The organism is Asaia sp. VD9 (genome assembly GCF_037150015.1).
Classification (GTDB): domain Bacteria; phylum Pseudomonadota; class Alphaproteobacteria; order Acetobacterales; family Acetobacteraceae; genus Asaia.
Genome location: NZ_JBBCQM010000003.1, coordinates 35,184 through 60,512 on the forward strand (window position 1 = coordinate 35,184; position 25,329 = coordinate 60,512).

At 60.1% G+C, this 25,329-nt stretch carries 23 protein-coding genes; 11 read left to right on the forward strand and 12 right to left on the reverse strand.

The annotated features are described in order from the left end of the window. Window positions 1-3 precede the first annotated feature (3 nt). Window positions 4-450, reverse strand: coding sequence for an Rrf2 family transcriptional regulator (locus WFJ47_RS04790; RefSeq protein ID WP_127102925.1), 447 nt, complete (start codon window positions 448-450; stop codon window positions 4-6). Window positions 451-532: 82 nt separating this feature from the next. On the opposite strand from WFJ47_RS04790, the gene WFJ47_RS04795 reads away from it, so the two are divergent. Together WFJ47_RS04795 and WFJ47_RS04800 are read left to right on the forward strand one after the other, a co-directional pair. After that, a complete protein-coding gene (locus WFJ47_RS04795; RefSeq protein ID WP_127102926.1) occupies window positions 533-1,723 on the forward strand; it encodes a globin domain-containing protein in 1,191 nt (396 codons plus the stop codon). A gap of 408 nt (window positions 1,724-2,131) precedes the next feature. After that, on the forward strand, window positions 2,132-3,427 hold the full coding sequence (locus WFJ47_RS04800; protein ID WP_408868618.1) for an SH3 domain-containing protein: 1,296 nt from the start codon (window positions 2,132-2,134) through the stop codon (window positions 3,425-3,427). A 211-nt stretch (window positions 3,428-3,638) separates the two neighbouring features. Here the strand turns inward: WFJ47_RS04800 and WFJ47_RS04805 are convergent, their stop codons facing one another. After that, a complete protein-coding gene (locus tag WFJ47_RS04805; RefSeq protein WP_127102928.1) occupies window positions 3,639-4,403 on the reverse strand; it encodes an EAL domain-containing protein in 765 nt (254 codons plus the stop codon). Between the two features lie 268 nt (window positions 4,404-4,671). Between WFJ47_RS04805 and WFJ47_RS04810 the strand changes: the two genes are divergently transcribed. After that, window positions 4,672-6,081 (forward strand): glycosyltransferase 61 family protein, encoded by a 1,410-nt coding sequence (locus WFJ47_RS04810; RefSeq protein WP_158625420.1) that lies wholly within the window; start codon window positions 4,672-4,674, stop codon window positions 6,079-6,081. Window positions 6,082-6,124: 43 nt separating this feature from the next. Here WFJ47_RS04810 and WFJ47_RS04815 read toward each other — a convergent pair whose 3' ends face one another. Together WFJ47_RS04815 and WFJ47_RS04820 are read right to left on the reverse strand one after the other, a co-directional pair. Beyond that, window positions 6,125-7,474 (reverse strand): inorganic phosphate transporter, encoded by a 1,350-nt coding sequence (locus WFJ47_RS04815; RefSeq protein WP_127102930.1) that lies wholly within the window; start codon window positions 7,472-7,474, stop codon window positions 6,125-6,127. Window positions 7,475-7,802: 328 nt separating this feature from the next. After that, window positions 7,803-8,921: a zinc-binding alcohol dehydrogenase family protein gene (locus WFJ47_RS04820; RefSeq protein WP_336761242.1), complete on the reverse strand. Its 1,119-nt coding sequence runs from the start codon at window positions 8,919-8,921 to the stop codon at window positions 7,803-7,805. A gap of 60 nt (window positions 8,922-8,981) precedes the next feature. On the opposite strand from WFJ47_RS04820, the gene WFJ47_RS04825 reads away from it, so the two are divergent. Further along, window positions 8,982-10,064 carry an AraC family transcriptional regulator gene (locus tag WFJ47_RS04825; protein ID WP_336761244.1) on the forward strand — a complete coding sequence of 361 codons (1,083 nt, stop codon included), beginning with the start codon at window positions 8,982-8,984 and terminating at the stop codon, window positions 10,062-10,064. A 36-nt stretch (window positions 10,065-10,100) separates the two neighbouring features. Here WFJ47_RS04825 and WFJ47_RS04830 read toward each other — a convergent pair whose 3' ends face one another. The 4 genes from WFJ47_RS04830 to WFJ47_RS04845 form a co-directional block, all read right to left on the reverse strand. Next, the gene (locus WFJ47_RS04830; RefSeq protein ID WP_127102932.1) at window positions 10,101-11,516 is read right to left on the reverse strand and encodes a sugar porter family MFS transporter; all 1,416 of its coding nucleotides are present in this window, start codon (window positions 11,514-11,516) and stop codon (window positions 10,101-10,103) included. A gap of 9 nt (window positions 11,517-11,525) precedes the next feature. Beyond that, entirely contained in the window at window positions 11,526-12,533 is a 1,008-nt protein-coding gene (locus WFJ47_RS04835; protein ID WP_127102933.1) for an asparaginase, read from the reverse strand. A 104-nt stretch (window positions 12,534-12,637) separates the two neighbouring features. Next, on the reverse strand, window positions 12,638-13,174 hold the full coding sequence (locus WFJ47_RS04840; RefSeq protein ID WP_336761246.1) for a hypothetical protein: 537 nt from the start codon (window positions 13,172-13,174) through the stop codon (window positions 12,638-12,640). A 33-nt stretch (window positions 13,175-13,207) separates the two neighbouring features. Further along, a complete protein-coding gene (locus tag WFJ47_RS04845) occupies window positions 13,208-13,708 on the reverse strand; it encodes a Fur family transcriptional regulator (protein ID WP_127102935.1) in 501 nt (166 codons plus the stop codon). 90 nt (window positions 13,709-13,798) lie between these two features. Here WFJ47_RS04845 and WFJ47_RS04850 point away from each other — a divergent pair, with 90 nt between their 5' ends. The 3 genes from WFJ47_RS04850 to WFJ47_RS04860 are packed head-to-tail and all read left to right on the forward strand — an operon-like array spanning window position 13,799 to window position 16,134. After that, window positions 13,799-14,662, forward strand: a complete 864-nt coding sequence (locus WFJ47_RS04850; protein ID WP_127102936.1) for a metal ABC transporter solute-binding protein, Zn/Mn family — start codon at window positions 13,799-13,801, stop codon at window positions 14,660-14,662. 1 nt (window position 14,663) lies between these two features. Then, window positions 14,664-15,332, forward strand: coding sequence for an ATP-binding cassette domain-containing protein (locus WFJ47_RS04855; RefSeq protein WP_336761692.1), 669 nt, complete (start codon window positions 14,664-14,666; stop codon window positions 15,330-15,332). Then, window positions 15,319-16,134 (forward strand): metal ABC transporter permease, encoded by an 816-nt coding sequence (locus WFJ47_RS04860; RefSeq protein ID WP_127102938.1) that lies wholly within the window; start codon window positions 15,319-15,321, stop codon window positions 16,132-16,134. Before WFJ47_RS04855 ends, WFJ47_RS04860 begins: the two co-directional genes overlap by 14 nt. A gap of 41 nt (window positions 16,135-16,175) precedes the next feature. On the opposite strand, the gene WFJ47_RS04865 is transcribed toward WFJ47_RS04860, so the two are convergent. Beyond that, window positions 16,176-16,301, reverse strand: coding sequence for a hypothetical protein (locus WFJ47_RS04865; protein WP_255424183.1), 126 nt, complete (start codon window positions 16,299-16,301; stop codon window positions 16,176-16,178). Window positions 16,302-16,368: 67 nt separating this feature from the next. Between WFJ47_RS04865 and WFJ47_RS04870 the strand changes: the two genes are divergently transcribed. From WFJ47_RS04870 to WFJ47_RS04880, 3 genes are all read left to right on the forward strand, one after another. After that, the gene (locus WFJ47_RS04870; protein WP_336761250.1) at window positions 16,369-17,850 is read left to right on the forward strand and encodes a sugar porter family MFS transporter; all 1,482 of its coding nucleotides are present in this window, start codon (window positions 16,369-16,371) and stop codon (window positions 17,848-17,850) included. Window positions 17,851-18,045: 195 nt separating this feature from the next. Then, the gene (gene accD, locus WFJ47_RS04875; protein WP_127103622.1) at window positions 18,046-18,918 is read left to right on the forward strand and encodes an acetyl-CoA carboxylase, carboxyltransferase subunit beta; all 873 of its coding nucleotides are present in this window, start codon (window positions 18,046-18,048) and stop codon (window positions 18,916-18,918) included. Window positions 18,919-18,976: 58 nt separating this feature from the next. Beyond that, a complete protein-coding gene (locus tag WFJ47_RS04880; RefSeq protein WP_336761253.1) occupies window positions 18,977-20,290 on the forward strand; it encodes a folylpolyglutamate synthase/dihydrofolate synthase family protein in 1,314 nt (437 codons plus the stop codon). A gap of 49 nt (window positions 20,291-20,339) precedes the next feature. Here the strand turns inward: WFJ47_RS04880 and hydA are convergent, their stop codons facing one another. Then, complete coding sequence (gene hydA, locus WFJ47_RS04885) at window positions 20,340-21,725, reverse strand: dihydropyrimidinase (RefSeq protein WP_336761693.1); 1,386 nt, start codon at window positions 21,723-21,725, stop codon at window positions 20,340-20,342. A gap of 144 nt (window positions 21,726-21,869) precedes the next feature. Here hydA and WFJ47_RS04890 point away from each other — a divergent pair, with 144 nt between their 5' ends. Continuing rightward, the gene (locus WFJ47_RS04890; protein ID WP_127103619.1) at window positions 21,870-23,312 is read left to right on the forward strand and encodes an NCS1 family nucleobase:cation symporter-1; all 1,443 of its coding nucleotides are present in this window, start codon (window positions 21,870-21,872) and stop codon (window positions 23,310-23,312) included. On the opposite strand, the gene WFJ47_RS04895 is transcribed toward WFJ47_RS04890, so the two are convergent. Next, complete coding sequence (locus WFJ47_RS04895) at window positions 23,284-24,036, reverse strand: TetR family transcriptional regulator C-terminal domain-containing protein (RefSeq protein WP_336761257.1); 753 nt, start codon at window positions 24,034-24,036, stop codon at window positions 23,284-23,286. The two genes, WFJ47_RS04890 and WFJ47_RS04895, sit on opposite strands and share 29 nt — an antisense overlap. 57 nt (window positions 24,037-24,093) lie before the next feature. Further along, complete coding sequence (locus WFJ47_RS04900) at window positions 24,094-25,329, reverse strand: M20 family metallo-hydrolase (RefSeq protein WP_336761259.1); 1,236 nt, start codon at window positions 25,327-25,329, stop codon at window positions 24,094-24,096.

A 25,329-nucleotide genomic window follows, 5' to 3' on the forward strand; every position in this document is an offset into this window, starting at 1 on the left:
TTCTCAGCTTACGGGATCTACCCCTAGTCGCGCTGTCAGGGCGGACCATTCAGGCGGTTTGAGCAAATCCGCCAGAGTCTGTGCGTCCAGAACAGCCATGAACGCGCCGAGCGCGTCGCCTAGCAAGGTCTGAAGGCGACACGCCCCCGTCAGCAAGCAGCTTTGACCCGTCTGGAAACAGGCCACCAGCGCCATGTCCTCTTCGGTAAAGCGCACAAGATCGCCCAAGCCTATTTCGGCAGGCGGGCGGGCAAGCACGAGCCCTCCGCCCCGTCCGCGCATAGTGGTGACAAAACCACCCTGGCCAAGGCGATGCACGATCTTGACCAGATGATTTTCCGAGATGCCGTAGCGTTCAGCAATCTCGTGGATCGACACGCGTCGGTCCTGATTGAGGCCAAGGTAGAGCAGCACGCGCAAGGCGTAATCTGTATGAAGGGTCAAACGCATACGAAAAGATGTAGCAGATTTGCATCTTTCGTGCATCAAGCCTAAAAGATGTGAAAGATATACATCTTATAGGAGTCGCAAGATGACCCAACCACTCGAATCCGGCACCGTCGAAATCGTCAAAGCGACGATCCCCGCGCTCGAGGCGCATGGCCTGGCGATCACCACAACGATGTACGCTTCTCTCATGCGCGATCCTGCCATAGCGGCCATGTTCAATCAGACCGATCAGGCCAATGGGCGCCAGCCCCATGCCCTTGCTGCCGCGGTTCTGGCCTATGCACGTCATATCGATCATCCCGAGAAGCTTGAGTCAGCCCTCAATCTCATCGTTGAGCGGCATGTCGCGGTTATCGTCAAACCCGAGCAATACCCGGTTGTTGGTAAGGCCCTTCTCGGGGCGATCAAGACCGTTCTGGGAAACGCAGCGACACCTGAAATCATGCATGCGTGGGGCGATGCCTATCGCTTTCTTGCTGATGTGCTCATCGCCCGTGAAGCCAGCGTCTATGAGGAACGGTCAGCTGTCCCGGGTGGCTGGCGCGAGTGGCGGGAATTCCGTGTTGAGAAGCGCATTCGGGAAAGCGAAACCGTCACCTCCTTCTGGCTTGTTCCAATCGATAAGAAGCCGGTTCTGCGCCACGAGCCGGGTCAGTTTCTGACCTTTCGCCTCGATCGGGACGGTCTCAACACGCGACGTAGCTACAGCATTTCCAGCGCGCCTAACGAGATGGGCTACCGGATCTCGGTCAAGCGCGATCCGAAGGGGCTCGTGTCGCGGTGGTTTCATGACCAGCTGAATGTTGGAGACATCCTGAACGTTACCCCGCCTTCCGGCGATTTCACTCTGGTCGAGCTCGGTGCGTCTCCTGCCGTTCTGGTTAGCGCAGGCATAGGCATTACGCCCTTCATGAGCATGCTGCTCGCGGCTCGCGCCAACCGGCAAGACCGCCCATTGCGTCTCGTCCACGGCGATCATGATGTGAGCAAAATGCCCTTTCAGGCGGAGTTGTCGGAACTGGCAACCATGCCTACGGCCCCGGCGATCGATCTTTTCGGCAGCTTAGGTTCGAACGGAACCCTCTCCATGACGTGTCATGCGGGCCGGATATCTCCGAAATGGGTATTTGATCATGTTGAACATAATGCCCACGTCTTCGTTTGCGGACCACGCAGTTTCCAGCGCGATCTCATCATCGGGCTGACCCAGTTAGGCATAGAGCGCGCGCGTGTTCATCACGAGTTTTTCGGCTCTGACGAGCCGGTGGCTTAAAAAAGGAGGTCGGGTGGAGCGAGAGGGTCATCTGGTGCGATGGCATCCGCCTGACAGCATGAACTCATCTTTTCGCTAGATTTCCGGGAGGAGTTTTGGATAAAAATCCCGCGTCCTGCCGGAGTAAGGAATAGATCTTCGGTCAAATCGAATAACGTATTCTGAATTCGAGTGGGTTTTATGGAATTGCGTAATCATTTGATCCGTTTATATATTCAGACTGTATTATAGATGATAGTTTCATGGGATTATATCGTGACGAGAATATTAACGTTTAAATTGTTGAGATTCTTTTGTTTGATTGCTCCACTCTATCTTTCATCCTGTCAGAATGGTCCGAGCCGGATGGCTCGAGAGGCTTCACAACCAGACCCCTATTATATTGATCCCACGAAATCGACTTTCCCGATGGAGAACTATCCCCAATCGGTGGACAAGTGGGTTCTGACGGATGTCGATAAGGACGCGCCTATCGTCGATATGGCAACGCAGGAGCGGTATTTTGCGGCGCTAAAGGCTCATTATTATGGGATGGATCTCGAAGGCTCATCGCCCTGGAACCCATTTTATATCAGAAAAATCCTCTCCTCGAGTGTCGAAAACACGCGGGACTGGGGCATCGACGCTTATCTTGGCACCACGAAGAACACGTGGGGTCAGAATTTCCGCACTCACGACGAAGCGTGGAAGAGCGCATTGCGCGACAACGCGGAAGTGAGAATCGGCAGCACGTACGACGCTGCTAACCGCGGCATCGTCACGCGGGAAAGCCTAGTCAGAGTTCTTCCCACTGACGATCCTGCCTACAACGATCCTCGTAAGGCTGGCGAAGGATATCCGTTCGATAACTTCCAGATGTCCTCGATTCGACCTGGGACGCCGATCTACACGCTGGCCGTGAGCCAGGATCATCGATGGAGATATGTCATCTCGCCGGAGGTAACCGGTTGGGTGCACTACGAGGATATTGCCGACGCTTCCGCCGCCTTCGTCAACACCTGGCTCAAGATGGCAGACGCGCATCTAGGCGCGTTCACGTCTCAGCCAGTATCGATCTATAAGAAGCACGCATTCCGTTTTACCGCGCGCATCGGAACGGTGCTGCCATTCATGAACGCCAATTCGTCGGGAATCTTGGTGGCAATACCCGTGAGCAACATGAGCGGCGAAGCACAGATGGAGTGGTATGAGGATACCGATCAGACGTTCTCCTCCATGCCTATCCCGATGAATCGGCGTAACTTGGCCAAGCTGATGCAGTCTCTGGTCAACCGCCCATATGGTTGGGGGAACTATAACTTCTATAACGATTGCTCTGCAGAGCTTCGTAGTCTGCTTCTCCCCTTCGGCATATTCATGCCCCGGAATTCATTGGCACAGATCGATGCAACGTCCCGGAAGATCGACCTGGCGAAGTCGGATGTCGACGCGCGGATCGATTATCTCGTGAAAAACGGCAAGCCGTTCACGACTCTCATCCATATTCCCGGTCACATCATGATGTATATCGGCAACAAGGTCTTTAACGGAAAGCTGGTTCCGATGACGTATCAGGATGTCTGGGGGCTACGTCCCAAGGACGCTGACGGTAGGAGCATCATAGGAGGCTCTGTTTTCTTGCCGCTCCTGAAATCTTATCCCGAGGATGCCAACCTGCAGTCGCTCGCTGGGAAGTCAAAATTTGAGGTAGGGTTCATCGAGTAATTGGCTCGAAGGAGACGCTCTGTGCGAGTGTCTCCCTCAAGTGCGGGCCCATATCTTCCTGTTTGTAACGTGATACCCGGATAGAAAGCCGGATATGGACTTCGGTTAAAGCCAGTAAAACCAACGTTAATCAAATAGTTAGAGGAGAATCCCACTGGTTTTGTAAACCGAAGGTCGGGGGTTCAAATCCCTCACCCGGCACCATTTTATCTCAATGAATCATGGGCAGTTCGGCCAGGGCCGGCTTGGCATAGACGTAGCCCTGCTGCAGCGAGATGCCCAGATCTGACAGGATACCGGCCTCACCAGCGGTCTCGACCCCCTCGCAGATGGGCTTTACCCCCAGACCCTCAAGCATGGCCACAGTATGGCGCATCATCACTTGCTTCACCGGTGTGGTATCGATCGCCCGTGAGAGTTCCATGTCCAGCTTCACGTAATCGGGCTGAAAGCGTGACAGGACATTGAGCCCGGCATAGCCTGCGCCGAAATCATCAATCGCGGTCTTGAAGCCCAGGCTATCATACGTCTTCAGGATATGGAGCAGATGTTCGGTATCCAGAGCCTCGTTCTCGCAGAATTCGAAGAGGATGTTCTCCGTCGGAAAATTGACGCGCCCGGCGGCTTCTAGCGTCGTTCCGATGCAGGCGCTGGGCTCGTAAACGGCATTGGGCAGGAAGTTGATCGAGAGCAGGGCACCCTGTTCGGCAATACCAAGCTCTGCGGCAAGGGTGATGGCTGTGACGCGGCACTTCTGATCGAAAGCGTAGCGATTCTCCGGGTTCACACGGGAAAGCACCTGCTGCGCTCCCGCCCCGTCCACGCCGCGTACGAGAGCCTCATAGGCAAAAATGCGTCGCGTTGACAGATCGACGATCGGCTGGAACGCCATGGTGATGGGAATGTCGAACCCGTCGCCATTGCGGCAGCCCGAGCAGAGCTTGCGTTTCCCGCGGGACCAGAACGGAGCAATCATCGAGCCATCCCCCCTTTGAATCGAATTTGCGCCTTGCCGAACGCCTCCAAAGCTCACGAGTTGGTGAAAATTTTTCTACAAAGGCGAAAAATTTTTTTCCTGGGTCAGGAAACAGGCGCATGATCGTCCGGTCGGGACACATACGTTTGGACGTGCCAAAAGAACTGAGATCCTTTTGTCTGATGTTAACCCTCTCCTATCTGATCCCTTTCATCTATAAATTCGCTTATTGCGTCAGAAATCTATATTCGCATGTATGATAGGGCCCATGTTCGAAGAATCGATATGTTGCGACGAGGGACTGAAGACATTCCTCGCCGATCCTGCCATTCGAATTCTGGAAGATGGACTCTACGTTCCGCGAATACCCGGACATTACGATCGGAATTTTGGCCTCTATGATATCTATGGCCGCTTGGTGCAGGAGGCAGGGCCGCGTCGTGGGTGGCCGACGCAGCCTCTGGGCCAGTCAGCGAGTTGCTGTGTAAGCCCATCATCCTCCCACCCGCGTGCACCGGAGGGCTGCTATTTCTACGGCGGCAATATCAACGATCATTTCGGGCATTTTCTCACGGAGACGCTGCCGCGTTACTGGTGTTATCGGGAACGCTATGCGGGTATGAAGATCCTCGTTCATGCGGAAAAGACGCTCGATACGCTTTTCAGTCAGGCATGGATCGCCGGATTTTTCGCCCTTCTCGGGCTCGGGCAGAGCGATTTCGTCGTGTTCGAACGTCCGACACGGCTGCGTATGTTGGTCGTTGCCGGTACCTCCTTGGAGGAAAACCATTTCGCCCATCAGGCCTTTGCTCGTTTCTGCAACGACCTGGGAGAGGAAAACGGTATCGGGATTGCGGAAAGCAGGCCGCTCTATCTATCGCGTGCGGCGTTCAACAGCCAGATGCGTATGATACGCGGCGAGGAGGCGATGCTCCCCCTGCTTCGGCAGGAAGGAATCGCGATCATCGAACCTGAGAAGCTCAGTATCAGACAGCAGATTGGATTGTTCTCAGCGCATCGCCCGACGATCGGGTTTGTCGGATCTGCCTTTCATACAAGCATCTTCTGCGCGCGGCCGGTTGGCGTCGCCCTGACCTGTGATGGGCTCATCTCTTCAAATCATGCTCTCATGGACAGGGTCAATCGCGCGCGCATCCGTTATCTGACGACACCAGGCATCCTGGTCGATCGGTTCATTCCCGGACAGCCCGCCCTCTACAGGCTGGAGGAGCCGCGCCGCGTCGTTCGGCATTTGCTCGATGCCATCGAGGGACGTATCTGGGCCAGGCAACCCGTCTCAGCCCCTCCGGAGAAAATAGAGGGCGCGTGCTTTCTGCTGCAGACCTATCATCAGACTTGGCTGATGATCGACCGGCAGACGGGTATCGTCCAGCATGGCTCCGGAGACGGTGAGCGGGCGCTCAGATTGGTCGTGCGCCTCGATGGGCGGGGGTGGGCCGCCATATCAGCCCCGACCGGAGATTGTCTGACCATGGAGCGGGACAATACTCAGGGTACTACCCTGTTTTATCGCTATCGCACTCATGGCCAGGGAAAGATTTTCCTGTTCAGCCACGAGAACGGATTTTTTGTGTGCCCCACGCCCGATGGCCGAGTGCTGTGCGATCGACCCGCCCCTGCGGAGTGGGAGGAACTGACTCTCATATCACCGCATTGACCCTGTGGCCGTTATTCCGGTTTCAGGGGAGCCTCTGCCCTGATCAGTTCAAAACATAGAAGGCGCAGGCCGCAACCGTGATCGTCACGGGCAGGGTCAGGAGCCAGGCAAGGGCAATTTTGGTCAGCATGCGCATATTGATGCCTGACCCCGCCGCCACCATTGTGCCTGCTACGCCCGAGGTGATGATATGCGTGGTCGAGACAGGCAGGCCGGTATAGCCAGCGGAAGCGATCAGCCCGGCGCCGACAAGTTCTGACGCCGCACCTTGCGCCGGGGTCAGATGCTGTTTGCCAATGCCCTCTCCCAGCGTTTTCACGATGCGCCGATACCCGACCATGGTCCCGATACCAAGACACAGCGCACTCAGCACGCGCACCCAGTAGGGGGCATATTCCACGGTTGGACGCAGCGCCTTCGCCAAAGTGCCGCTCGTTTTCTTGTCCTGCGCCGATGAAGCCGGATTGGCCCCGACATCGCGCAGCCCGGACAGGATCTCGTACACATCACCGCGTATCTGCGCCGGGGTTGCCGGGCTGGCGGGCGTGGCGAGCCGATCGATTGAGGCCAGGGCATCGGGTTTGAAGCTGTAGCGGTCATATTGCGCAATCAGCGGCCGCGCTTGCTGCGCAATCTGCGCCAGGGCTGTGCGATTTGTCGGATGATCCGGGTTCATCGCGTAGCTTGCGGGCATCAGCCCGATGATTGTGAGCATGATCAGTCCGATGCTCTTTTGCCCGTCATTGCTGCCATGAGAAAAACTGACCGATGTGCAGGTCAGGATCAGCAACGCCCTCACGATCGGATTCGGTGCCTCATCGGGCTTGGGGGGGGTGAACAAGGCGGGCATCCGCACGGCGAAGCGGATGATCAGATAGAGCAGACCCGCCAGAAAGAACCCGAGCAGAGGGGAGAAGGCGAGGGCCCGCAGCACCTTCCAGATCTGTCCCCAATCCACACTATGGCCCAGATCGCGCGCATGAAGGAATGAATCGCCAATCGCGATGCCGATAAGCGCCCCGATCGTGCAATGCGACGACGAGTTCGGAATGCCGAACCACCAGGTGCAGAGATTCCAGGCCAGGGCCGTTCCGAAAAGCGCCACCAGCATCGGCACCGCCGGATTGCCATTGGGCGGTGTCAGCACATCCGGCGGCAGCAGCTCCACCAGCGCATACGCTACGGCAATGCCGCCCAGTAGCACGCCCAGCAGGTTCATGAGCCCGGACCAGATGACAGCCACACGCGGCTTGAGCGCGTTGGTGTAGATTACCGTTGCTACCGCGTTGGCCGTGTCATGAAAGCCATTGGCAAATTCGAACACACAGACGAGCAGGAAGCAGATCGCGAGCATGATCAGCGATCCCGTTGAAGAGGGAGCGAAGTGAAGCATCGATCAGGAAGCCTTTGCAGCAGGACTTTCCCAATCTCGGTCAGCGTTGTGGTTTCGGAAAGACTTTGACGCAGGGTTTCTCTGAATCTTCATGATTGCAGGGGAGGGAAGAGATAATCCTGGCCGGGCCTTGCCCCGCCCCCCTCCCGGAGGGCGGCAATCCGACCAGAACCATCGATTTCAGCATTGGCCATCCCGGGTCATATCTTTCCGACCAGTCGGGCGTGTCATCAGCCGGTTGCCCTCATCCTACGCGCTGCTCGATCCGGGTTTCCTCTCTTCATGCTGATGAACCGCCTCTTCGTTTGAGCGATATCTGGAAGCTTTTTCACAAGGTCACCACGAGCTTGCGCGCAGAGACACCGCGGCGCTGTTGCTCCAAGGCCTCAGGGATATGGGTCAGACCGTGGCCTGCACTCTGCGCAGGTGGCATTGCCTTGTAGGCTCCACGTGCAAGTGCCTCCGGCAGGAAGGTCTCATAGATCATCGGTCCAACGTCATTGCTGATGAGGGAACCGGCCCAGATCATCTTGGTGGCTGTCCCCTGGTGGTAGGAGCGTAAAAACAGGGCCAGGTTGCCCATGAGCATCCTGGCGACGGCCAGTACCAGTTTGCGCCATCGGCCCTTGCCTGCGGGTACGTTGTCAAACGAGGTTGGTGGCGTGGCCTGAGCCACGAAGCGGCGACCAGTACCCTGGGCGAGGATATCCATGCAGGCCGACGCCGATCCTTTGCCGATCGCGATGGCACCGGCCATCTTCCGTCCGCGCATCACCTCGATGATCGCCCGCTTCACATTGGGGCTGCTATAGTCGAATGCCGCGTTCGCGCCCAACGCACGGACATAGTCGAAATTATGTGGGCTGCATGTGGTGATAACCTCGTAGCCTGAGGCGCGGGCAAGCTGGATCGCGTTGCTGCCTACGCTGGTCGAACCACCCCAGACAAGCACGGTTTCTCCGGTCGGGATCGGATTGATCTGCGGTGCAGCGAGAGCGAGAAAATCCTTCTGGAATAGGCCGCAGGCCGCGGTAGACAGGCCCAGAGGGAGGACGGCCGCCTCTTCATAAGTAAGAAAGTCCGGTATGTGTGCGCTCATATGCGCAAGCAGCACGACCCGTTCCTGAAAGGCCCCTTCGGCAGCCTTGTTGCGGCTTTTTTCCAGTCCCGCCGCCTGGCCGACTACGCGATCCCCCGGGGCGAAACGGGTCACACCCGCGCCGACGGCGATAACCTCGCCGGCAACATCTGTGCCGAGTACCGCAGGGTAAGTCAGATAGGCGGTTATCACATCGCCCATTGTCTGGATGTAGCGATCGAACGGATTGACTGCGACTGCGCGCGCACGGATGACGATCTCGCCTGGCCCCGGCGCAACGGACGGTGCAGGTCCGACAACCAGTCGGCTACGTTTTGTGGGTAGCCACAAGGCTGCATGTTCGACCATGGCGTGAGTCCTTTGCGATAGCTCTGAATGTTATCTAGGCGTAATCATCAGGGACCCTCCATGCTCGATGGTCGGAATTTTCATCGCGAACGTCTCATTCTCATGGATCCTCTCTCCGATATTCTCACGCTGATGCGCCCGGGCGGCTACGGCTTTCGTGGTCTTGCTGCCGGGGGGGCGTGGGCACTGTCCTTTCCGGCCGCGGAGGGGTTACGCTGTTTTGCGATCGAGACAGGAAGCTGCTGGTTCCGCTTTGCGGAAGAAGCGACGCCTTTACATCTGCAAGCCGGTGATCTCGTGCTGATGGCCGCAAGGCGGGAAGTCTTTCTGTTTTCTTCAGCATCGGTTGATCCTGTCGATGCAATACCCCTCCTCACCAGCGTACCTCCGGGCGCGCTGGCAACACTCAACGGCGGCGATGAGTGCCGGGGTATTGGAGGGTTCTTCGGGTTTGAGGGGGCGGCGCTCGATAGCCTGCTCGCCGCTGTTCCGCCCCTCTTGCATATCCGTACTGATGCCACCAAGGCCACGCTCCGCGACGGTATTCGGCGGCTGATGCGCGAACTCGGTGCCCCGCGCCCAGGAGGCGCACTTCTTGCCGGGCATCTGGCCCAGGCGCTGCTGGTGGAAGCCCTGCGGGCCCATCTGGAGGAAGGCGTTGCACAGCAAGGGTGGCTGGCTGCGTTGTCGGTCCCGGCGATGAGCCGTGCGCTTGGTGCCATGCACGCAGATGTTGCGCGACGCTGGACCTTGCGCGATCTCGCTGGCGTGGCGGGCATGTCCCGGCCGAGCTTTGCCGCGCATTTCAGGCGTATCACGGGCGATACGCCCATTGCCTATCTGACCCGCTGGCGCATGCTGCTTGCGGCGGACCGCCTCAGGAATTCATCCCTAACCCTTGGCGAGGTCGCTCTGATGGTTGGCTATGACTCGGAGAGCGCTTTTGGTGCGGCGTTCAAGCGGGCAACAGGACATTCGCCACGCGCCTATGGGAGGCGCGCCGGGCATGGCGGCTCGAGAATGCCGCGTGGGGGGCGGCATCACCCTGACCGTGGGGCGTCCGGGACGGGGAGCTTTATAGAGCGGCTGGATGCGGTACCCCGGCACAGCGGCTCGGTGTGGGATGGCGAGGCATCAGAATGACCGGGGAGCACTGTCAGTGCCCCCCGGGCTCAAGATTCAGCGTCCGAGCTTACGCAGCTTCTCGCCGCTCATCAGGCGCTTTTCGATCACTTCCAGCGACATACCCTTCGTTTCGGGCACGAAGGCGAAGGTGAGGACGATGAAGAAGGCGTTCAGTCCGGCAAAGAGCCAGAAGGTGCCGGAAGTGCCAAACGTGTTCATGAGCGTGAGGAAGCTCGCACCTACGACCATGTTGGTGATCCAGTTGGTAAGGGTGGAGAGCGAAATACCGAGATTGCGGCCCTGCATCGGCTGGATCTCGGAGCAAAGCACCCACATGAGCGGACCGGCAGACATGGCAAAGCCCGTGCAGAACAGCAGCAACAGGAAGATGGCAATGAATTTCGACGTCTCGTCTGACATGTCGGTGTTGAGCAGGATGGCGAGCGCACCCATGCCGAGTGCCATGACCGAGAAGCCGATATACAGGATGGGCTTGCGGCCCCATTTATCGACGAGCCCGACCGCGATGAAGGTGGCGAGCATGTTCACGAGGCCGATAATGGCGGTGCACCACATCTGGGAGGTAGAGTCGAACCCGGCGCGCGACAGGATTTTCGGCGCGTAATACATGATGATATTGATGCCCGCGAGCTGCTGCATGGCCTGAAGCATAATGCCAAGCGCAATGGAGCGGCGGAAATTCGAGTTCGTCCTGAGCAGTTCGAAACCGTGCTGCTTGATCTCGAGCTGCTCACGAATGGCCTTGATTTCCTTCGCGGCTTCGAGCGGGTCTTCGCGCAGCGAAAGCAGCACTTCGCGGGCTTCCTTGTGGCGACCCTGCATGATTAGCCAGCGCGGGCTGTAGGGCAGGAAGAGCACGCCGATCAGAAAGAGACCGGCGGGAATGGCGGCCACGCCGAACATCCAGCGCCAGTTGCCGCTATAGGAGAAATAGGTGTTGGACAAAAAGGCGAGGAAGATGCCGACCGTCACCATGAGCTGATAGGTCGAAACCATGGCGCCGCGTGTGGCTTCACTGGCGATTTCGGACAGATAGAGCGGGGCGGTAAAGGCCGAGATGCCCACGGCCAGTCCCATGACCACGCGAAATCCGATCATGGAGGGAATGGACCAGCTCAGCGCACAGCCGATAGAGCCGATGACGAAGATCGACGCACCTGCAATGAGCGAGCGCTTGCGGCCGAGCGCATGAGACATCCAGCCCGCAGCAAGGGCGCCGACAGCCGCCCCTGCCATCATGGAACTGACTACCCATTCCTGGGCAAAGGTCGAGGCATTGAATTGCTTGGCGAAGAAATCGAGCGCCCCTGCGACAACGCCAATATCCAGACCGGACATCAGCCCCGCGAGGGCGGCCAGAACGCCGATGACCAGAATCTTGAATTTTGTCGCATCGAAAACGGATGCCAGGCCGCTTTCTGAATTTCCGGCATCTGTGTCTATCGCCATGGGTTCTTGTTATCCTTTTCCGGCGGCACGAAGCGTGCCGACTTCACGTCCATTCCAGTTTTTCATCACCTGATGCGACAATCCGGCCAGAACCTCTCGGTCCGTGTCATTCCAGAGCGACGCACCCAGATCGAGCAGAAGCGCGGCCAGGGCCACTTCTGCTGCACGGTTTGCGCCGTCATCGGTCTTGATCGCCACGCCAAGCCCGAGTTCGGGCAAGGACGCGACCATCACGCCTTCTGCACCCATCTTGCAGAAGATCCGGTTACCGAAATGCGCCATCAATGTCGTATCGAAACGTCCGCTCCCTGCCACCATGAAGGGGTCGGACGCGACTGCTGAACGCAGCCGGGCGGCTGCCGACGCATGGCCGGGAGAAAAATTTCTGCCGGTCCCGAAACGGGCAAATCCTGTTGCCAGAGCCGCAAGCGGGATGGCGTAGGTGGGCATCGAACAACCATCGAGGCCACGATTAGTCTCATTATGTGGGACTGACGTTGCCATGACAAGCGCTTCGGTCACCTGACGCTGCGCCTCGTGGGCGGGGTCGATATAGCCTGCGGGGTCGAGAGACTGGTCGATGGAGAGGCAGATCAAACCGGCATGCTTGCCCGAGCAGTTATTATGCAGGGCGGTGGGCTGCGCGCCAGCCGCGGCCAGGGCATGAGCCGCCGCGTCATAGGTCGGCCAGTGTGCGCCGCATTCCAGACAGGTCAGTCCCTGCCCCGCCTTGACCAGCATGGAGGCAGCCGTCTCGGCATGGCGTATCTCCCCACCATGCGACGCACAGGCGAGGGCAAGCTCGGCATCGGTGAGGCCAAGGCGATCGGCGGCGCCCGTCTCCACCAGGGGCAGAGCCAGAAGCGCCTTGACCGTGGAGCGGGGGAAAATGGGCTTGTCTATCGCGCCGAGCGCGCGCACCACGCGCCCCGTATCGTCCATGACGGCAATACGTCCATGATGCAGGGACTCGACACGTCCGCCGCGTGTGACTTCGGCGAGGGCGACATCATCCATGACTGGGTCCTTCATTGGTGAGAGGTATTGTTGAATGCGCAGGGAGAGGCGCACTCGTGAAAAAAGCGGAGTCCGACGGGAACATGGGCTCGAAATGCCCTGTCTCAACCGGATGGCGTCTGACGGGAAAGGAGATAGCAGGCCACGCCGAGCCGCGCACTCATATCGGGGTCGGCCTCGATCCAGGGGGTGAGATCGGATTTGCGGGCTCTGAGCAACAGACCGGGCGTTTCGTGCGCATCATCCGCCATGTCCTCCGCCTGTGCGGCGAGAAGGGCGAAAACGCCCGATCGCTCGGTCATGAGGAGCGGCGCACGGGCGTCCAGTCTCAATCCCTCCCGCATGAGCTCCTCCCCTTCATCACGGTTCACCAGCAGATAGAGCCACGCATCGGGCGTGTCGGCTTCCGTGAAGGCGCGGTTTGACACGACCAGAAGCGGCGCCTCTTCAGGGTTCAGATGGGTGCGGCGCTCGGGAGGAACATAGGTGAAGAGATCGGCCTCCGGGCGATCGGGGTCAGAAGACTCGGAGTGGGAAACGGACCGAGGGCTTTTCGACGTCCCTTGTCGTGCGCGCGACTGGCGTAGTGGCCGGTCAGGTCGGGTGTGTGCCGCACCACCTTCAAGGGGGAGTTTATCCATCGGGGCCTTGGCGCGAGACACAGATCGCCCGGCTCAGCCCTGCTGACAGGCGGCGCAGAGCCCTTCGATCTCGACCGTGGATTGATGCGGCTTGAAGCCGATCTTGCGGGCGGCATGAGCGATGGCATGGGTGATCTCGCTGTCCTCCACCTCGCTTACCGTCCCGCAGCCGCTGCAGATCAGGAATTGCGCGCGATGGCCGCAGCCATGGCCATGATGGCAGTCCAGACGATGCGCGCAGCCGATGAAGGCGCTCATGCGCTCGATGCGATGGATGAGCCCCTGTGAAAGCAGGAAATCGATGGCCCGATACACAGTCGGCGGGGCCGCATTACGCTGATACTGACGCAGATGGTCGAGAATGTCGTAGGCGCCGACCGGCTTGTTGCTCTGTAGGATCAGGCCGAGAACCAGACGGCGCGTTTCAGTCAGACGGCTCGTACGTGCTGCACAGAAAGCGGCAGCACGATCCAGAAGCGCCAGCGTATCGGGTGAGAACGGGTCCTGAACTGCCGTCGCCGTCGAAGTGAGCATGGAGAAATTCCTTTTCCGGCTTGTCCTGACCAGAGTTCCGCCTCTATATCGCGTATCTCAGTCGTTATAATATAACTAAAGGCGACTTTTTTGCGCCAGTTCCTGCCGATCCTGATCTGCTTTCTGACCCTGCTTGGCTCCGCGAAGGCCGCGCCGGTAAGGGTTTTCTGCGCCGAGGCGCTCTGGTGCGATCTGGCCTCGGGGCTGGGTGGTCCGTCGGTTCATACCGCAAGTGTGCTGACCTCGCCGCGTATCGACCCGCACGACTTTCAGGTCTCTCCCGATATGGCGCGTGAACTCGCGGAGTCCAGTATCGTCGTGCTGACAGGCGGGCATTATGATGACTGGATCAACCCGCTGCTTTCGGCGCAGCCGAGCCCATCCCGCCGCGTGATCTCTGCCGCCGCGCTGTCCGGGCTGCCACAGGGCGCAAACCCTCATCTCTTCGATGACCCGGCCGCCATAGCGCGCGTGATCCAAGCTCTCGGGGCTGAACTTGCGCTCTCCCTGCCGAGTGAGGCATCGGCCATTGCCGCGCGTCAGGCTCGGTATGCCGCGATGACAGCCCGGTTCTCGGCCCGGATGGCGGCGCTGCGTCCCGTCACGAAAGGCCTGCGGATCGCCGTGCTCGAGCCGGTAGGCGGCCCGGTTTTCGACGCACTCGGGCTCGATGTCGTGGATCCTGATTTTGCACTCGCCATGATGAATCATGTCGATCCCGCACCCCGGGACGTTGCCCGTCTGGAAGAGGCGCTTCAGCGCAGGACGATCAAGGCCCTCGTGATCAACCCGGCCATGGGCGGCCCCACGCTCGATCGGCTCCAGACCCTGGCCAGACATGCGGGCATTGCGGTGGTGGCTTTTGACGAATTTCCTGCGCCGTCCGTGCTCTGGCAGGACTGGATGACGTCAAGGCTCGACCGGCTCGTTGCAGCTCTGGGTGTCCGTGGCTGACATGATACCGGCTCTGGCTCTGAAAACCCTCACGCTGACGCATGGGCGTCGTGTTCTGATCGACCAGGCAGATCTGACGCTCGGGCAAGGCACCTTGACCCTGCTCGCAGGGGCCAATGGTCAGGGCAAGACGACACTCCTGCGCGCCTTGATGGGGCTGCATCCCTTGCAGGGGGGAGCGATCGAGATATTCGGCCAGACGCCCCGCCGGGCGCGGCGCCGGACAGGCTATATGCCCCAGGATCGTCGTCTTCCGGCCCCGCAAATGACAGGGCGCGCCTTTCTGGCGGCGTCATGGCAAGGCACGCGTTTCGGGCTTCCCGGCTGGGGGCAGAATCTGAGGTCGGCCCTGCAGGCGTGCCTCGCCATGACCGGAAGTGAGAAACTGGTCGATCAGCCCCTGAGCCAGCTCTCTGGCGGTGAAAGACAACGTGTGTTTCTGGCGGGTGCCCTTCTGGATGCGCCTTCCCTTCTTGTGCTGGATGAGCCGTTGAGCGGCATGGATACGCAGTGGCAGGCTGCAATACTGGCGATGCTGCGCGCGCGCTGCCGTGAGACGGGCATGGCCGTGCTCATGTCGTGTCACGGTATCGAGGCCGCTCTGTCCTATGCCGACCACGTGCTCCTGATCGATAGCCAGAAGCTGGAGCTGCGCGATGCTGCATTATGAGTTCATGCAGAACGCCTTCTTGGCGACAGGCGTAGTCTCGGTTCTGAGCGGTCTTGTCGGCTGGTTCCTGGTACTCCGCGGTCAGAGTTTTGCCGGTCATGCACTCTCTCATATCGGCTATGCGGGTGCGACCGGGGCCGTGCTGATCGGACTCACGCCGTTCTGGGGGATGGTTCTCTCGGCTCTCGCCGCTGCGCTGGTACTGGGGTGGGAGCCACAGGGTGATCAGCGCAGCACTGCGGTCGCAGCCAGCCAGCGCGATAGCGTGATCGGTGTGGTGCTTGCCGCCAGCCTTGGGCTCGGGCTGCTCTTCCTCAAGATCCAGAATGTCCCGGTCAGCAGCACCACCGCCCTGCTTTTCGGCAATGTTCTGGGTGTAGACCGGGCGACCCTTGATCTGCTGTTTCTGTTGGGGGGCGTGTGTCTGATCGGGCTATGGGTACTGGGCAGGCCCCTTCTTTTCGCCAGTCTCGACCCGGATCTGGCTGCGGCGAAAGGGGTTCGGCTGAAGCTGGTCGCCTGTGGTTTCATGGCGCTCGTTGCTCTCGCCACGGCCATCTGCTCGCAGACGATCGGGATCCTGCTGGTGTTCAGTCTGCTGGTCGGGCCAGCTGCCTGCGCCCTGAGGCTCGGTCTTTCTCCCTGGCCTGGGCTGTTCTGCTCGGCAGCCCTCGCGCTTATCCTGTCATGGGGCGGGCTGATTATCGCCTGGTATACGGGGGCGCCAGCGTCTTTCTGCATCAGCGCCGGGGCTGCCGTGAGCTACATTCTGGTCCGTCTGCTCGCGCCGAAGAACCGCTGAGCCGCGGCTGAGAAACGCCGAGCGCTTCGTCTGGCGCGCGATCAGGCGATGCGCCAGTCTATCAGCATGATGACCACCACGAAAACGGCCAGCACGATATGCATGATGATCAGTTCACGCAGGTTGATCGTGGGTACGTCCTGCCTGGGCTTCGTCGGTTTGGCCATAAGGCGCTCCTTTTTGCTTTTTGCCCTGCGAGCTTAAACCAATTCGTGGGTCTTCAGTTATATCGTCATGATAAATAATGCAGAGCCACAGGGCCATGGTGCGACCCCTCATGAGGATCATCCCATCGAGGTGTCCCCCTATGCGAAATATATCCTGATACTCGCCGCCGTCGTGGCCGCCATATGCGGCGGTCTTTACGGCTATGATACGGGCATCATTTCCGGCGCGCTGCTATTGATCTCGGATGACTTTCATCTGAGCAGCACCATGCAGGAAATGGTGGCCTCTGCCATCCTGGCTGGCGCAATCCTGGGCGCTTTGGCGGCCGGGTCTTTTTCAGAAAAATACGGAAGGCGCGCCTGCGTGACCCTGGTAAGCGGGGTGTTCGTTCTGGGGGCGCTCGCCTGTGCCTTTTCTCCGGATGTCTGGCTGCTGATCATCTCGCGCGTGTTTCTCGGCTTTGCGGTCGGTGGGTCCACGCAGGTCGTGCCGATGTACATCTCCGAGCTCGCTCCGGCGGAAAAGCGTGGTACGCTGGTCACCATGTTCAATGTGGCGATCGGGCTGGGTATCCTGCTCGCCAACATCATCGGTTTTACAGAGCGTGAGGCCTGGGGCTGGCGACCGATGGTGGGTCTCGCCGCCATTCCTGCCGCCATCGTATTCGTCTCCATGTTCTTCATGCCCAAAAGCCCGCGCTGGACGGCAGAGAATGAAGGCATGAAACGGGCCATCATCGAGCTTGGGCGTATCCGGACCTCAAAGAAGGTGATCCGCAAGGAAGTGCGCGAAATGCGCGAGAATGCGGAATCGGCTGATCCGCGCAATCGTGGCTGGAAGGGGCTGTTCCGTCCCTGGGTGCGCCCGGCTCTGGTCGCAGCCCTTGGTGTGGCCTTCTTCACCCAGTGCGGCGGGCTGGAGATGATGATCTATTACGCCCCGACCTTCCTGCGCGATGCCGGGTTCGGTGCATCCTCTGCCCTCATGGCCTCTCTGGGTGTCGCCATCACCTACTGCATCATGACGTTCATCGGCTGCCTGATCGTTGATCGGGTCGGGCGTCGCCGTCTGATGCTGATCATGGGGCCGGGCTCCATCGTGAGCCTGATCGGTCTGGGTATCGTATTTGCCATGCATCCTGCGGCAGGCAGCGCGGGCTCCTATCTGGTCATCGTGTTTCTGCTGCTCTTCATGGCCTTCAACTCGGGCGGTATCCAGGTGTGTGGATGGCTGCTTGGCGCCGAGATGTTCCCGCTTTCGATGCGTGGTCAGGCTACCAGCCTTCATGCCGCAACGCTCTGGGGCTCCGATCTCCTGGTCACGGGTACGGCGCTGACACTGGTGCAGCTCATTACCCTGGGTGGAACCATGTGGTTCTACGCAGCCGTCAATCTTGCTTCCGTCGCGTTCATCTTTTTCTTCGTGCCCGAGACCGCCGGTGCCACACTGGAGGATATCGAGCTGGCGCTTCATGAGAAGCGCTTCCGCCCGAGCAAGGGGCAGACGCGCATCGTCTCGGAGGACGCACAGGAAGAGGCGGCAGCCTGAACCCTGCCTGTGCTCACACGGGTCCGTATCGATCGATAAGGGGCGGCCTTCCGGGGGAGGGCCGTCCCTTTTTGTGAAACTGGCGTTACGCGCGAGAAATCGCTAAAAGCGGCCTCGGAATGACTGTTGCCCATCCGACCGCAGCGCCTTCGTGCCAGGGGAAACCATGCGGAACAGGCGAGAAGTAGGATCAATATGAGCTGGCTGACCGAATACGTTCGACCGAAAATCCGTGGCCTTCTGCAGCGCGAAGTGCCGGAAAATCTCTGGACCAGCTGTGAGTCGTGCTCGCAGATGATCCTGATCAAGGATCTCGAGAAGGCCCAGCGCGTCTGCCCCCATTGCGGTCACCACGGCAAGGCGAAGGCAACCGAACGCCTCGAATGGACCTTTGACGGCGGCAAATATACCAAGATCGAACTGCCCAAGGTTCCCAGCGATCCGCTCGGATTCCGCGACCAGAAGAAATATGCCGACCGTCTGAAGGACGCGAAGACCAAGACCCATCTCGATGAGTCCCTGGCCGTCGCCCATGGCAAGATCGGCGGTCACGACGCCGTCGTTGCGGTCATGGCTTATGAGTTCATGGCGGGCACCATGGGCACCGCTCTGGGTGAGGCATTCATTGCCGCATGTCGTCTGGCCGTGCTGCAGAAGGCCGCGCTGGTGATCTACACCGCCTCGGGCGGCGCGCGCATGCAGGAAGGCGTTCTTTCGCTCATGCAGATGCCGCGCACCACGATCGGCGTCGAGATGCTCAAGGATGCGGGCCTGCCCTACATCGTTGTGCTGACCAACCCGACCACGGGCGGTGTCTCTGCCTCCTTCGCGATGCTGGGCGATGTGCAGATTGCCGAGCCCGAGGCGTTGATCGCCTTCACCGGCCCGCGCGTGATTCAGGACACGGTGCGCGAGAAGCTGCCCGAGGGCTTCCAGCGCTCCGAATATCTGCGCGACCACGGGATGGTGGACATGGTGGTGGCGCGCCCTGAACTGCAGACCATGCTGGGCCGTCTCATCGGCATGATGATGAACAAGCCGGTTGCGGTCGAAACCGAAGCCGCCTGAAATCAGGTCTGCCCGGAAGGACCGGGCAGGCTCCTTATCCCGCACTCCCGGACAGATCATGACGACGCAGGCAGCCCCGGCCAAACTCAGCGATGAATATGAGGGCCGGACCGGCGCCATTCTGGCCCGGGTGCAGGCCCTCTATCCCAAGCTGATCGATCTTTCGCTCGCGCGCCTCGAGGCTCTTCTGGGCAAGCTCGGTCATCCCGAGCGCCAACTGCCTCCCGTGATTCATGTGGCCGGAACGAACGGCAAGGGCAGCACCTGCGCCACACTGCGCGCGATTGCCGAAGAGGCCGGACTGGCAGTTCATGTCATGACCAGCCCTCATCTGGTCGATGTGACCGAGCGATTCCGTCTGGCTGGCAAACTGGTCAGTGAGGAAACTCTGGTCGCAACGCTCGAGGAAATCGAGCAGATCAATGACGGCGCACCAATCACGGTCTTCGAAGTCCTGACGGCTGCGGGCCTTCTTCTTTTCGCTCGTACCCCGGCCGATCTGGCCATTCTGGAAGTCGGGCTCGGCGGGCGTCTGGATGCGACCAATGTGGTTGCGCGCCCCGCCTGCTGCGTGATCACCCCGGTCGATCTCGATCATCAGGCCTTTCTGGGTGAAACGCTTGCGCTGATTGCCGCCGAGAAGGCGGGTATCATCAAGCAGGGTGTGCCGGTCGTCATTGCCAGACAACAGGCTCAGGCACGCGATGTCATCGTCGCCAGCGCCGCAGCGCTGGACGCGCCTCTCTGGCAGGTGGGGGGCGAAATCGACTTCACCCGGCTTACGGATGGGTCCATCGCCTATCAAGACCCGCTGGGAAATCTGGCGCTTCCAGCTCCCAGTCTGGAGGGAAGGCATCAGGCAGACAATGCGGTTCTGGCCGTGGCCGCCCTGCGTGCCTCCGGGCTGGAAATTCCCGGGCGCGCCTGGGCAGGCATTGCCCACACGCAATGGCCCGCCCGCATGCAGCGCCTTGGGGGGCGGCTTGCCGCCCAGTTGCCGCAGGGCTGGGAATTGTGGCTCGATGGTGGGCATAACCCCAATGCAGGCGAGGCGCTTTCGGCGACGCTCGCCGCGTGGCACGACAAGCCGCTTCATGTGATCGTGGGCATGAAACAGAGCAAGGATGCCTCAGGCTTCCTGCGCCCTGTGCAGGGTCATGCCACGACCCTTCATGCCGTCAGCGAGGAGGGGCAGCATCTGGCCCTTCCCGTTGAAGAGATCATTCGCGCGTCGGGCGGTGTGGCGCTCTCGGGTCCTACCATCGCCTCGATCCTGCCCCGGCTGGCAGGGCCGCCTGCCCGTGTGTTGATCTGCGGCAGCCTGTACCTCGCCGGTGTGGTTCTGAGGCAGGACGGGACAATCCCTCGATAGCCAGAAGCCCTGTCCACGCCATGTGGCGGCGTATCCAGCGCCCTTGGCATCAGGGTCTGTTGAAAGCCGGACGCTTGATATAGCGCCCCTTGCCGCGCTTAGCGCGCAACACGCCGTCATCCCAGGTCACCACGCCCTGGCTGATCGTCCTGCGCGCGAGTCCGGTCAGGGTCATGCCCTCATAGAGCGTGTAATCGACATTCTGATGCAGGGCATCGACCGTGATGCTACGGCTGGCCTGCGCATCCCACAGAACGAGATCGGCATCAGACCCGACAGCGATGCAGCCCTTGCGGGGATAGAGGTTAAAGATGCGTGCCGTATTGGTGGAGGTAAGCGCAACGAACTGCTCGGGTGTCAGGCGCCCGGTCACCACCCCATGATGCCAGAGCACGCTCATGCGTTCCTCAATGCCGGGAACTCCGTTGGGGATCCTGGTGAAATCGTCACGTCCGCGCTCCTTTTGCTCGCGACAGAAGCAGCAATGATCGGTGGCGGTCGTCTGTAACTGGCCTGACATCAGTCCGCCCCAAAGTGCCTGCTGATGGGACTTCTCTCTGAAGGGCGGGCTCATGACGTGACGCGCCGCAATCAGCCAGTCCGGGTCATGATACACGGTCTCGTCGAAGACCAGATGCTGGGGCAGAACCTCTCCATAGACTTTGAGGCCTTTGAGTCGGGCCGCGGCAATGGCCTCGGTCGCTTCGCGGGTCGAGACATGAACGACATAGAGCGGGGTATCCCTGAGCGCTGCCAGGGTGATCGCCCTCTGGGCGGCTTCTCCCTCGACACCGGGCGGCCGGGAGAGCGCATGGGCGTGAGGCCCGGTTTCGCCCTGGGCCAGAAGCTGCGCCTGAAGGAATGAAACGGCGTCGCCATTCTCGGCATGGACCGTACAGAGCGCACCGAGTTCGGCAGCGCGCTGCATGGACTGCAGGAAGATCGCATCGTCGATCATCAACGCGTTCTTGTAAGCCATGAAATGCTTGAAGGAATTGACGCCGCCTTCGGTCACGAGCCGCTCCATATCGGCGTGGACCTGATCGTCCCAATGGGTCACAGCCACATGGAATCCATAATCGGCGGCGGCTTTCTCGGCCTTCAGGCGCCATTCCTGCCAGGCCTCGTACAATGACTGACCCTGGCCCGGAATGACGAAATCGATCAGGCTCGTCGTGCCGCCCGCCAGACCCGCCGCCGTGCCGGTATAGAAGTCATCGCTCGCTGTAGTGCCCATGAAGGGCATTTCCATATGGGTGTGCGGATCGATCCCGCCCGGCATGACCAGCAGACCGGTAGCATCCACGATCTTGCACCCTGTCGGGCATTCCAGATCAGGCCCGATCTGGGAGATCAGTCCTGCGTCGTCGCAGAGGATATCGGATCGATACTGGCGTTCGGCGGTGACGATGATGCCGCCCTTGATCAGGATCATGACGGGGGTCCTCTGGAGCATGGCGCCTTGCACAGGCGTGATCGAGAATATCGTTGTATAATCGAAATCATAGGACTAGCCTGACCATATGGTCAATCTATTGCATGACATGCTGTGTTTTCTACCGGTCCTGAAAGAGTGTCGATGACCCAGGGGCAAGTAACCGGCCTGACAGGCCCCCTCACCAATGCCGATCTCGCTCCAGTCAGCGAGCGTCACTGGGCCTGGAAGGATTTCCTTTTTCTCTGGATGTCCAATGTTCACAGCGTGGCGGGTTACATGACGCTGGGCAGCTTCTTCATGATGGGCCTGCCTGTGGGGGTGGTCCTGACCGGATTGCTCATTGCCATTCTCTGCGTGCATCTGCTGTGCAATCTCGTGGCGGTGCCAAGCCTGAGGGCAGGCGTGCCTTTTCCGGTCGTGATACGCGGCGCGTTTGGCGTGTATGGCGCAATCATTCCGGCGCTGGTGCGCGGTGTTATTGCGGTGGGCTGGTATGGCATCCAGACCTGGCTGGCTTCCAATGCCATCGTGCTCTTTCTCCTGCATCTCGACCCTGCGATCATGAGCTATGCCGATCTGCACCGGCATGGAGCGCTTGGGCTGTCTATGCTGGGATGGGGGGCGTTCCTCTTCGTCTGGTTGTTGCAGATGGTGGTGTTCTGGCGTGGCATGGAAGCCATACGCCATTTCATCGACTGGGCAGGCCCCGCCATTTATGGCGTGATCCTGCTGCTCGACGGCGCACTTCTGATCAAGACGCACGGGCAGGTTCGTTTCTCGGTGCTGCCGCAAGGCGCCTTTTCCTGGGGCGGGACGATTGCGGGGTTGCTGGCCGTGGCCTCTCTTACCCTGGCCTATTTCTCGCCCATCATTCTCAATTTCGGCGATTTCGCGCGCTACGGGATGAGCCTTCGAGATGTGAAACGCGGGAATCTCTGGGGACTGCCGGTCAACTTCATGGCCTTTGTGGTGCTGGTTCTGACCACCCTTGTATTGACGCAACCGGCTCTGGGAAGGCTTATTCTCGATCCTGCGGAAACGATCGTCCTGTTCGATAACCAGACCATCATGCTTGTGGGAACGATCACGCTCGTTGCTGCGACGATCGGTATCAACATATCGGCCAATTTCGTGTCAGCGGCTTTCGATTTTTCCAATATCGCCCCCTCAGCCATCTCATGGCGTCAGGGAGGTGTGATCGCCTCGTTCGGCGCCGTGCTGCTGACACCGTGGAACCTCTATGCCCATCCCGAGCTCATCCATCTGACGCTGGATATTCTCGGCCTGTTCATTGCACCCGTGACCGGCATTCTGCTGGTCGATTATTACGGCGTTCAAAAGCAGCATCTCGATCTGCCGAGCCTGTACGATGCCGGGGCGGGGGGGCGCTACTGGTATCGCAACGGGGTCAATCCTCGCGCTGTTCTGGCTCTTGCCCTCTCCGTCGCGCTGGGCCTTCTGGTGGTCTTCCTGCCCGCGCTCCATGGGGCGCAGAATTTTTCCTGGGTGATCGGGTTTGTGGCAGGAGGCGTGTTTCATCTCCTGCTGAGTGCTCTCAGGCCTGACGTGGGAAAAGCGGCCTGAGAAGGGTCATGAAAGTCTCGACGGCTGCCTCGAAATCAGAATCCCTGAGAGGCGCATGGCCCAGAAGCGCCTCAAACTGGACCTGCATATCGGCATAGGCCTGCGTGCCGGACCAGAGCAGGGAAAGGAAATGCGTGGTGTCGATGGGCGTCATCAGACCACGCGCCTGCCAGTCCCGGAAAACCAGATCGTGACGAGCCACATGCGCGCGTAGCGTGTGTCTGAGGAAGTCCCGTACCATCTGACCTCCCGATAGCAGCTCCTGCGCGAAGAGGCGCGAACCTTCGGGGCGCGTGCGCGAAAAAGCGATCTTTGCCCTGAGATACCCTTCGACACCCTCCAGGGGGTCTCGCTGGGGCGAGAGCCAGTGATCGGCATCCTTCAGCCAGATATCGAGCAGGCGAGCGAGGGTGGCGTTGTACAGCTCCTCCTTCGAGCCATAGTAATAGAGGATATTGGCTTTCGGAATGGCGCAGAGGGCGGCGATCTCCTCGAGCCTCGTACCTTTCAGCCCTCTCGTACCAAACGTCCATTCTGCGGCGTTCAGGATTTGCGGCACCATGGCCTGACGGGGAGCGCTCTGCTTTCTGGGGCGCCCGGATTTATGGCGGGGCGTAATGACCGCCTTTCTGTCGCTGACCTGGCGTGACGAGCCGCCATGCGTCTTGGCAGAAGAGGCATCGTCGGGGGGGGAGTCGATCGGCGTTGCGAGGCTCTCCGTCATGTCGCCTGTTCCCTCCGATAGGCTAACGTTTCCTCAACGTAACAGACTATCGGGACTTCAGAAAACCCTGTCGGCGCGCAGAATGGCGCCCAGCAACACATTCGCGCCGGCTTCCGCCTCGGCTTTGGTAATGCTCTCGGCCTCGTTATGGCTCAGCCCGTCGCGGCAGGGCACGAAGATCATGGCCGTGGGTGTGATGCGTGCCAGATAGGCAGCGTCGTGACCAGGGCCTGAGACGATCTCTCTCGGGGTATATCCGGCTTCTCGCGCAGAATCGGTTACGATATCGATGCAGCGCCGGTCGAACGGGACGGCAGGGGCATCCCAGATCTGGCGGATCGAGAGCGTGACCTTGCCGGACTCGGCCACGGAGTCGAGCGCGGTCAGCAGGCTTTTCTCCATCTCGGCCAGAACGGCATCATCGGGGTGGCGCAGATCGATGGTGAAAAAAGTCTCGCCCGGTACCACGTTATGGCTGTTGGGCCGGTTTTCGATCAGCCCGACGGTGCCCAGTCCCAGGGGAGCGTGATCCTGCGCCACACGCGAGACGGCTGCGATCATGGATGCAGCAGCCAGCAGGGTATCGGCGCGCATGGTCATGGGCGTCGAGCCTGCATGGGCGTCGCGCCCGGTCACGGTCGCTTCGTACCAGCGCATGCCCTGTACACCGGTTACCGAGCCAATCACGTAATCTTCGGCCTCGAGGATGGGTCCCTGTTCGATATGCAACTCGAAATACGCCGCGACCGGGTGATCGCCGCATTGCTGCTCGCCGCGATAGGCGATGGCGTCCAGCGCATCGCCAAACCGTTCTCCGGCGCGATCACGCTTGTCGAGCACCTCTTCCTCCGTGAACGCCCCTGCAAAGGCGCCTGAGCACATCATGGGGGGCGAAAACCGCGACCCTTCCTCATTGGTCCAGTTGATCAGTTCGATGGGGTGGCGGGTAACGTGACCCGATTCGCGCAGGGCGCGCAGCACGGCCAGTCCACCCAGAACCCCCAGGATGCCGTCGAACTTGCCGCCCGTGGGCTGGGTGTCGAGATGGCTCCCCATGGTGATGGGGGGCAGGGTCGGATCCTGCCCTTCCAGACGGGCGAACATGTTGCCCAGGCGATCGATGGTCATGGTGCAGCCCAGAGCCGTACAGGCCGAGGCAAACCAGTCGCGCACCTGGCGGTCTTCTTCTGTCAGGGTCAGGCGCTTGATCCCACCCTTTTCCGTACCGCCAAAACGGGCTGTCTCCATCAGATCGGCCCAAAGGGCACGGCCATCGATACGGATATTGCTCAT

Excerpts from the sequence above, each read along its gene's own strand:
- WFJ47_RS04790 (WP_127102925.1), bottom strand. The coding sequence starts at position 450 with ATGCGTTTGACCCTTCATACAGATTACGCCTTGCGCGTGCTGCTCTAC.
- WFJ47_RS04795 (WP_127102926.1), top strand. The coding sequence starts at position 533 with ATGACCCAACCACTCGAATCCGGCACCGTCGAAATCGTCAAAGCGACG.
- WFJ47_RS04800 (WP_408868618.1), top strand. The coding sequence starts at position 2,132 with ATGGAGAACTATCCCCAATCGGTGGACAAGTGGGTTCTGACGGATGTC.
- WFJ47_RS04805 (WP_127102928.1), bottom strand. The coding sequence starts at position 4,403 with ATGATTGCTCCGTTCTGGTCCCGCGGGAAACGCAAGCTCTGCTCGGGC.
- WFJ47_RS04810 (WP_158625420.1), top strand. The coding sequence starts at position 4,672 with ATGTTCGAAGAATCGATATGTTGCGACGAGGGACTGAAGACATTCCTC.
- WFJ47_RS04815 (WP_127102930.1), bottom strand. The coding sequence starts at position 7,474 with ATGCTTCACTTCGCTCCCTCTTCAACGGGATCGCTGATCATGCTCGCG.
- WFJ47_RS04820 (WP_336761242.1), bottom strand. The coding sequence starts at position 8,921 with ATGGTCGAACATGCAGCCTTGTGGCTACCCACAAAACGTAGCCGACTG.
- WFJ47_RS04825 (WP_336761244.1), top strand. The coding sequence starts at position 8,982 with ATGCTCGATGGTCGGAATTTTCATCGCGAACGTCTCATTCTCATGGAT.
- WFJ47_RS04830 (WP_127102932.1), bottom strand. The coding sequence starts at position 11,516 with ATGGCGATAGACACAGATGCCGGAAATTCAGAAAGCGGCCTGGCATCC.
- WFJ47_RS04835 (WP_127102933.1), bottom strand. The coding sequence starts at position 12,533 with ATGGATGATGTCGCCCTCGCCGAAGTCACACGCGGCGGACGTGTCGAG.
- WFJ47_RS04840 (WP_336761246.1), bottom strand. The coding sequence starts at position 13,174 with ATGGATAAACTCCCCCTTGAAGGTGGTGCGGCACACACCCGACCTGAC.
- WFJ47_RS04845 (WP_127102935.1), bottom strand. The coding sequence starts at position 13,708 with ATGCTCACTTCGACGGCGACGGCAGTTCAGGACCCGTTCTCACCCGAT.
- WFJ47_RS04855 (WP_336761692.1), top strand. The coding sequence starts at position 14,664 with ATGATACCGGCTCTGGCTCTGAAAACCCTCACGCTGACGCATGGGCGT.
- WFJ47_RS04860 (WP_127102938.1), top strand. The coding sequence starts at position 15,319 with ATGCTGCATTATGAGTTCATGCAGAACGCCTTCTTGGCGACAGGCGTA.
- WFJ47_RS04865 (WP_255424183.1), bottom strand. The coding sequence starts at position 16,301 with ATGGCCAAACCGACGAAGCCCAGGCAGGACGTACCCACGATCAACCTG.
- WFJ47_RS04870 (WP_336761250.1), top strand. The coding sequence starts at position 16,369 with ATGATAAATAATGCAGAGCCACAGGGCCATGGTGCGACCCCTCATGAG.
- accD (WP_127103622.1), top strand. The coding sequence starts at position 18,046 with ATGAGCTGGCTGACCGAATACGTTCGACCGAAAATCCGTGGCCTTCTG.
- WFJ47_RS04880 (WP_336761253.1), top strand. The coding sequence starts at position 18,977 with ATGACGACGCAGGCAGCCCCGGCCAAACTCAGCGATGAATATGAGGGC.
- hydA (WP_336761693.1), bottom strand. The coding sequence starts at position 21,725 with ATGATCCTGATCAAGGGCGGCATCATCGTCACCGCCGAACGCCAGTAT.
- WFJ47_RS04890 (WP_127103619.1), top strand. The coding sequence starts at position 21,870 with ATGACCCAGGGGCAAGTAACCGGCCTGACAGGCCCCCTCACCAATGCC.
- WFJ47_RS04895 (WP_336761257.1), bottom strand. The coding sequence starts at position 24,036 with ATGACGGAGAGCCTCGCAACGCCGATCGACTCCCCCCCCGACGATGCC.
- WFJ47_RS04900 (WP_336761259.1), bottom strand. The coding sequence starts at position 25,329 with ATGAGCAATATCCGTATCGATGGCCGTGCCCTTTGGGCCGATCTGATG.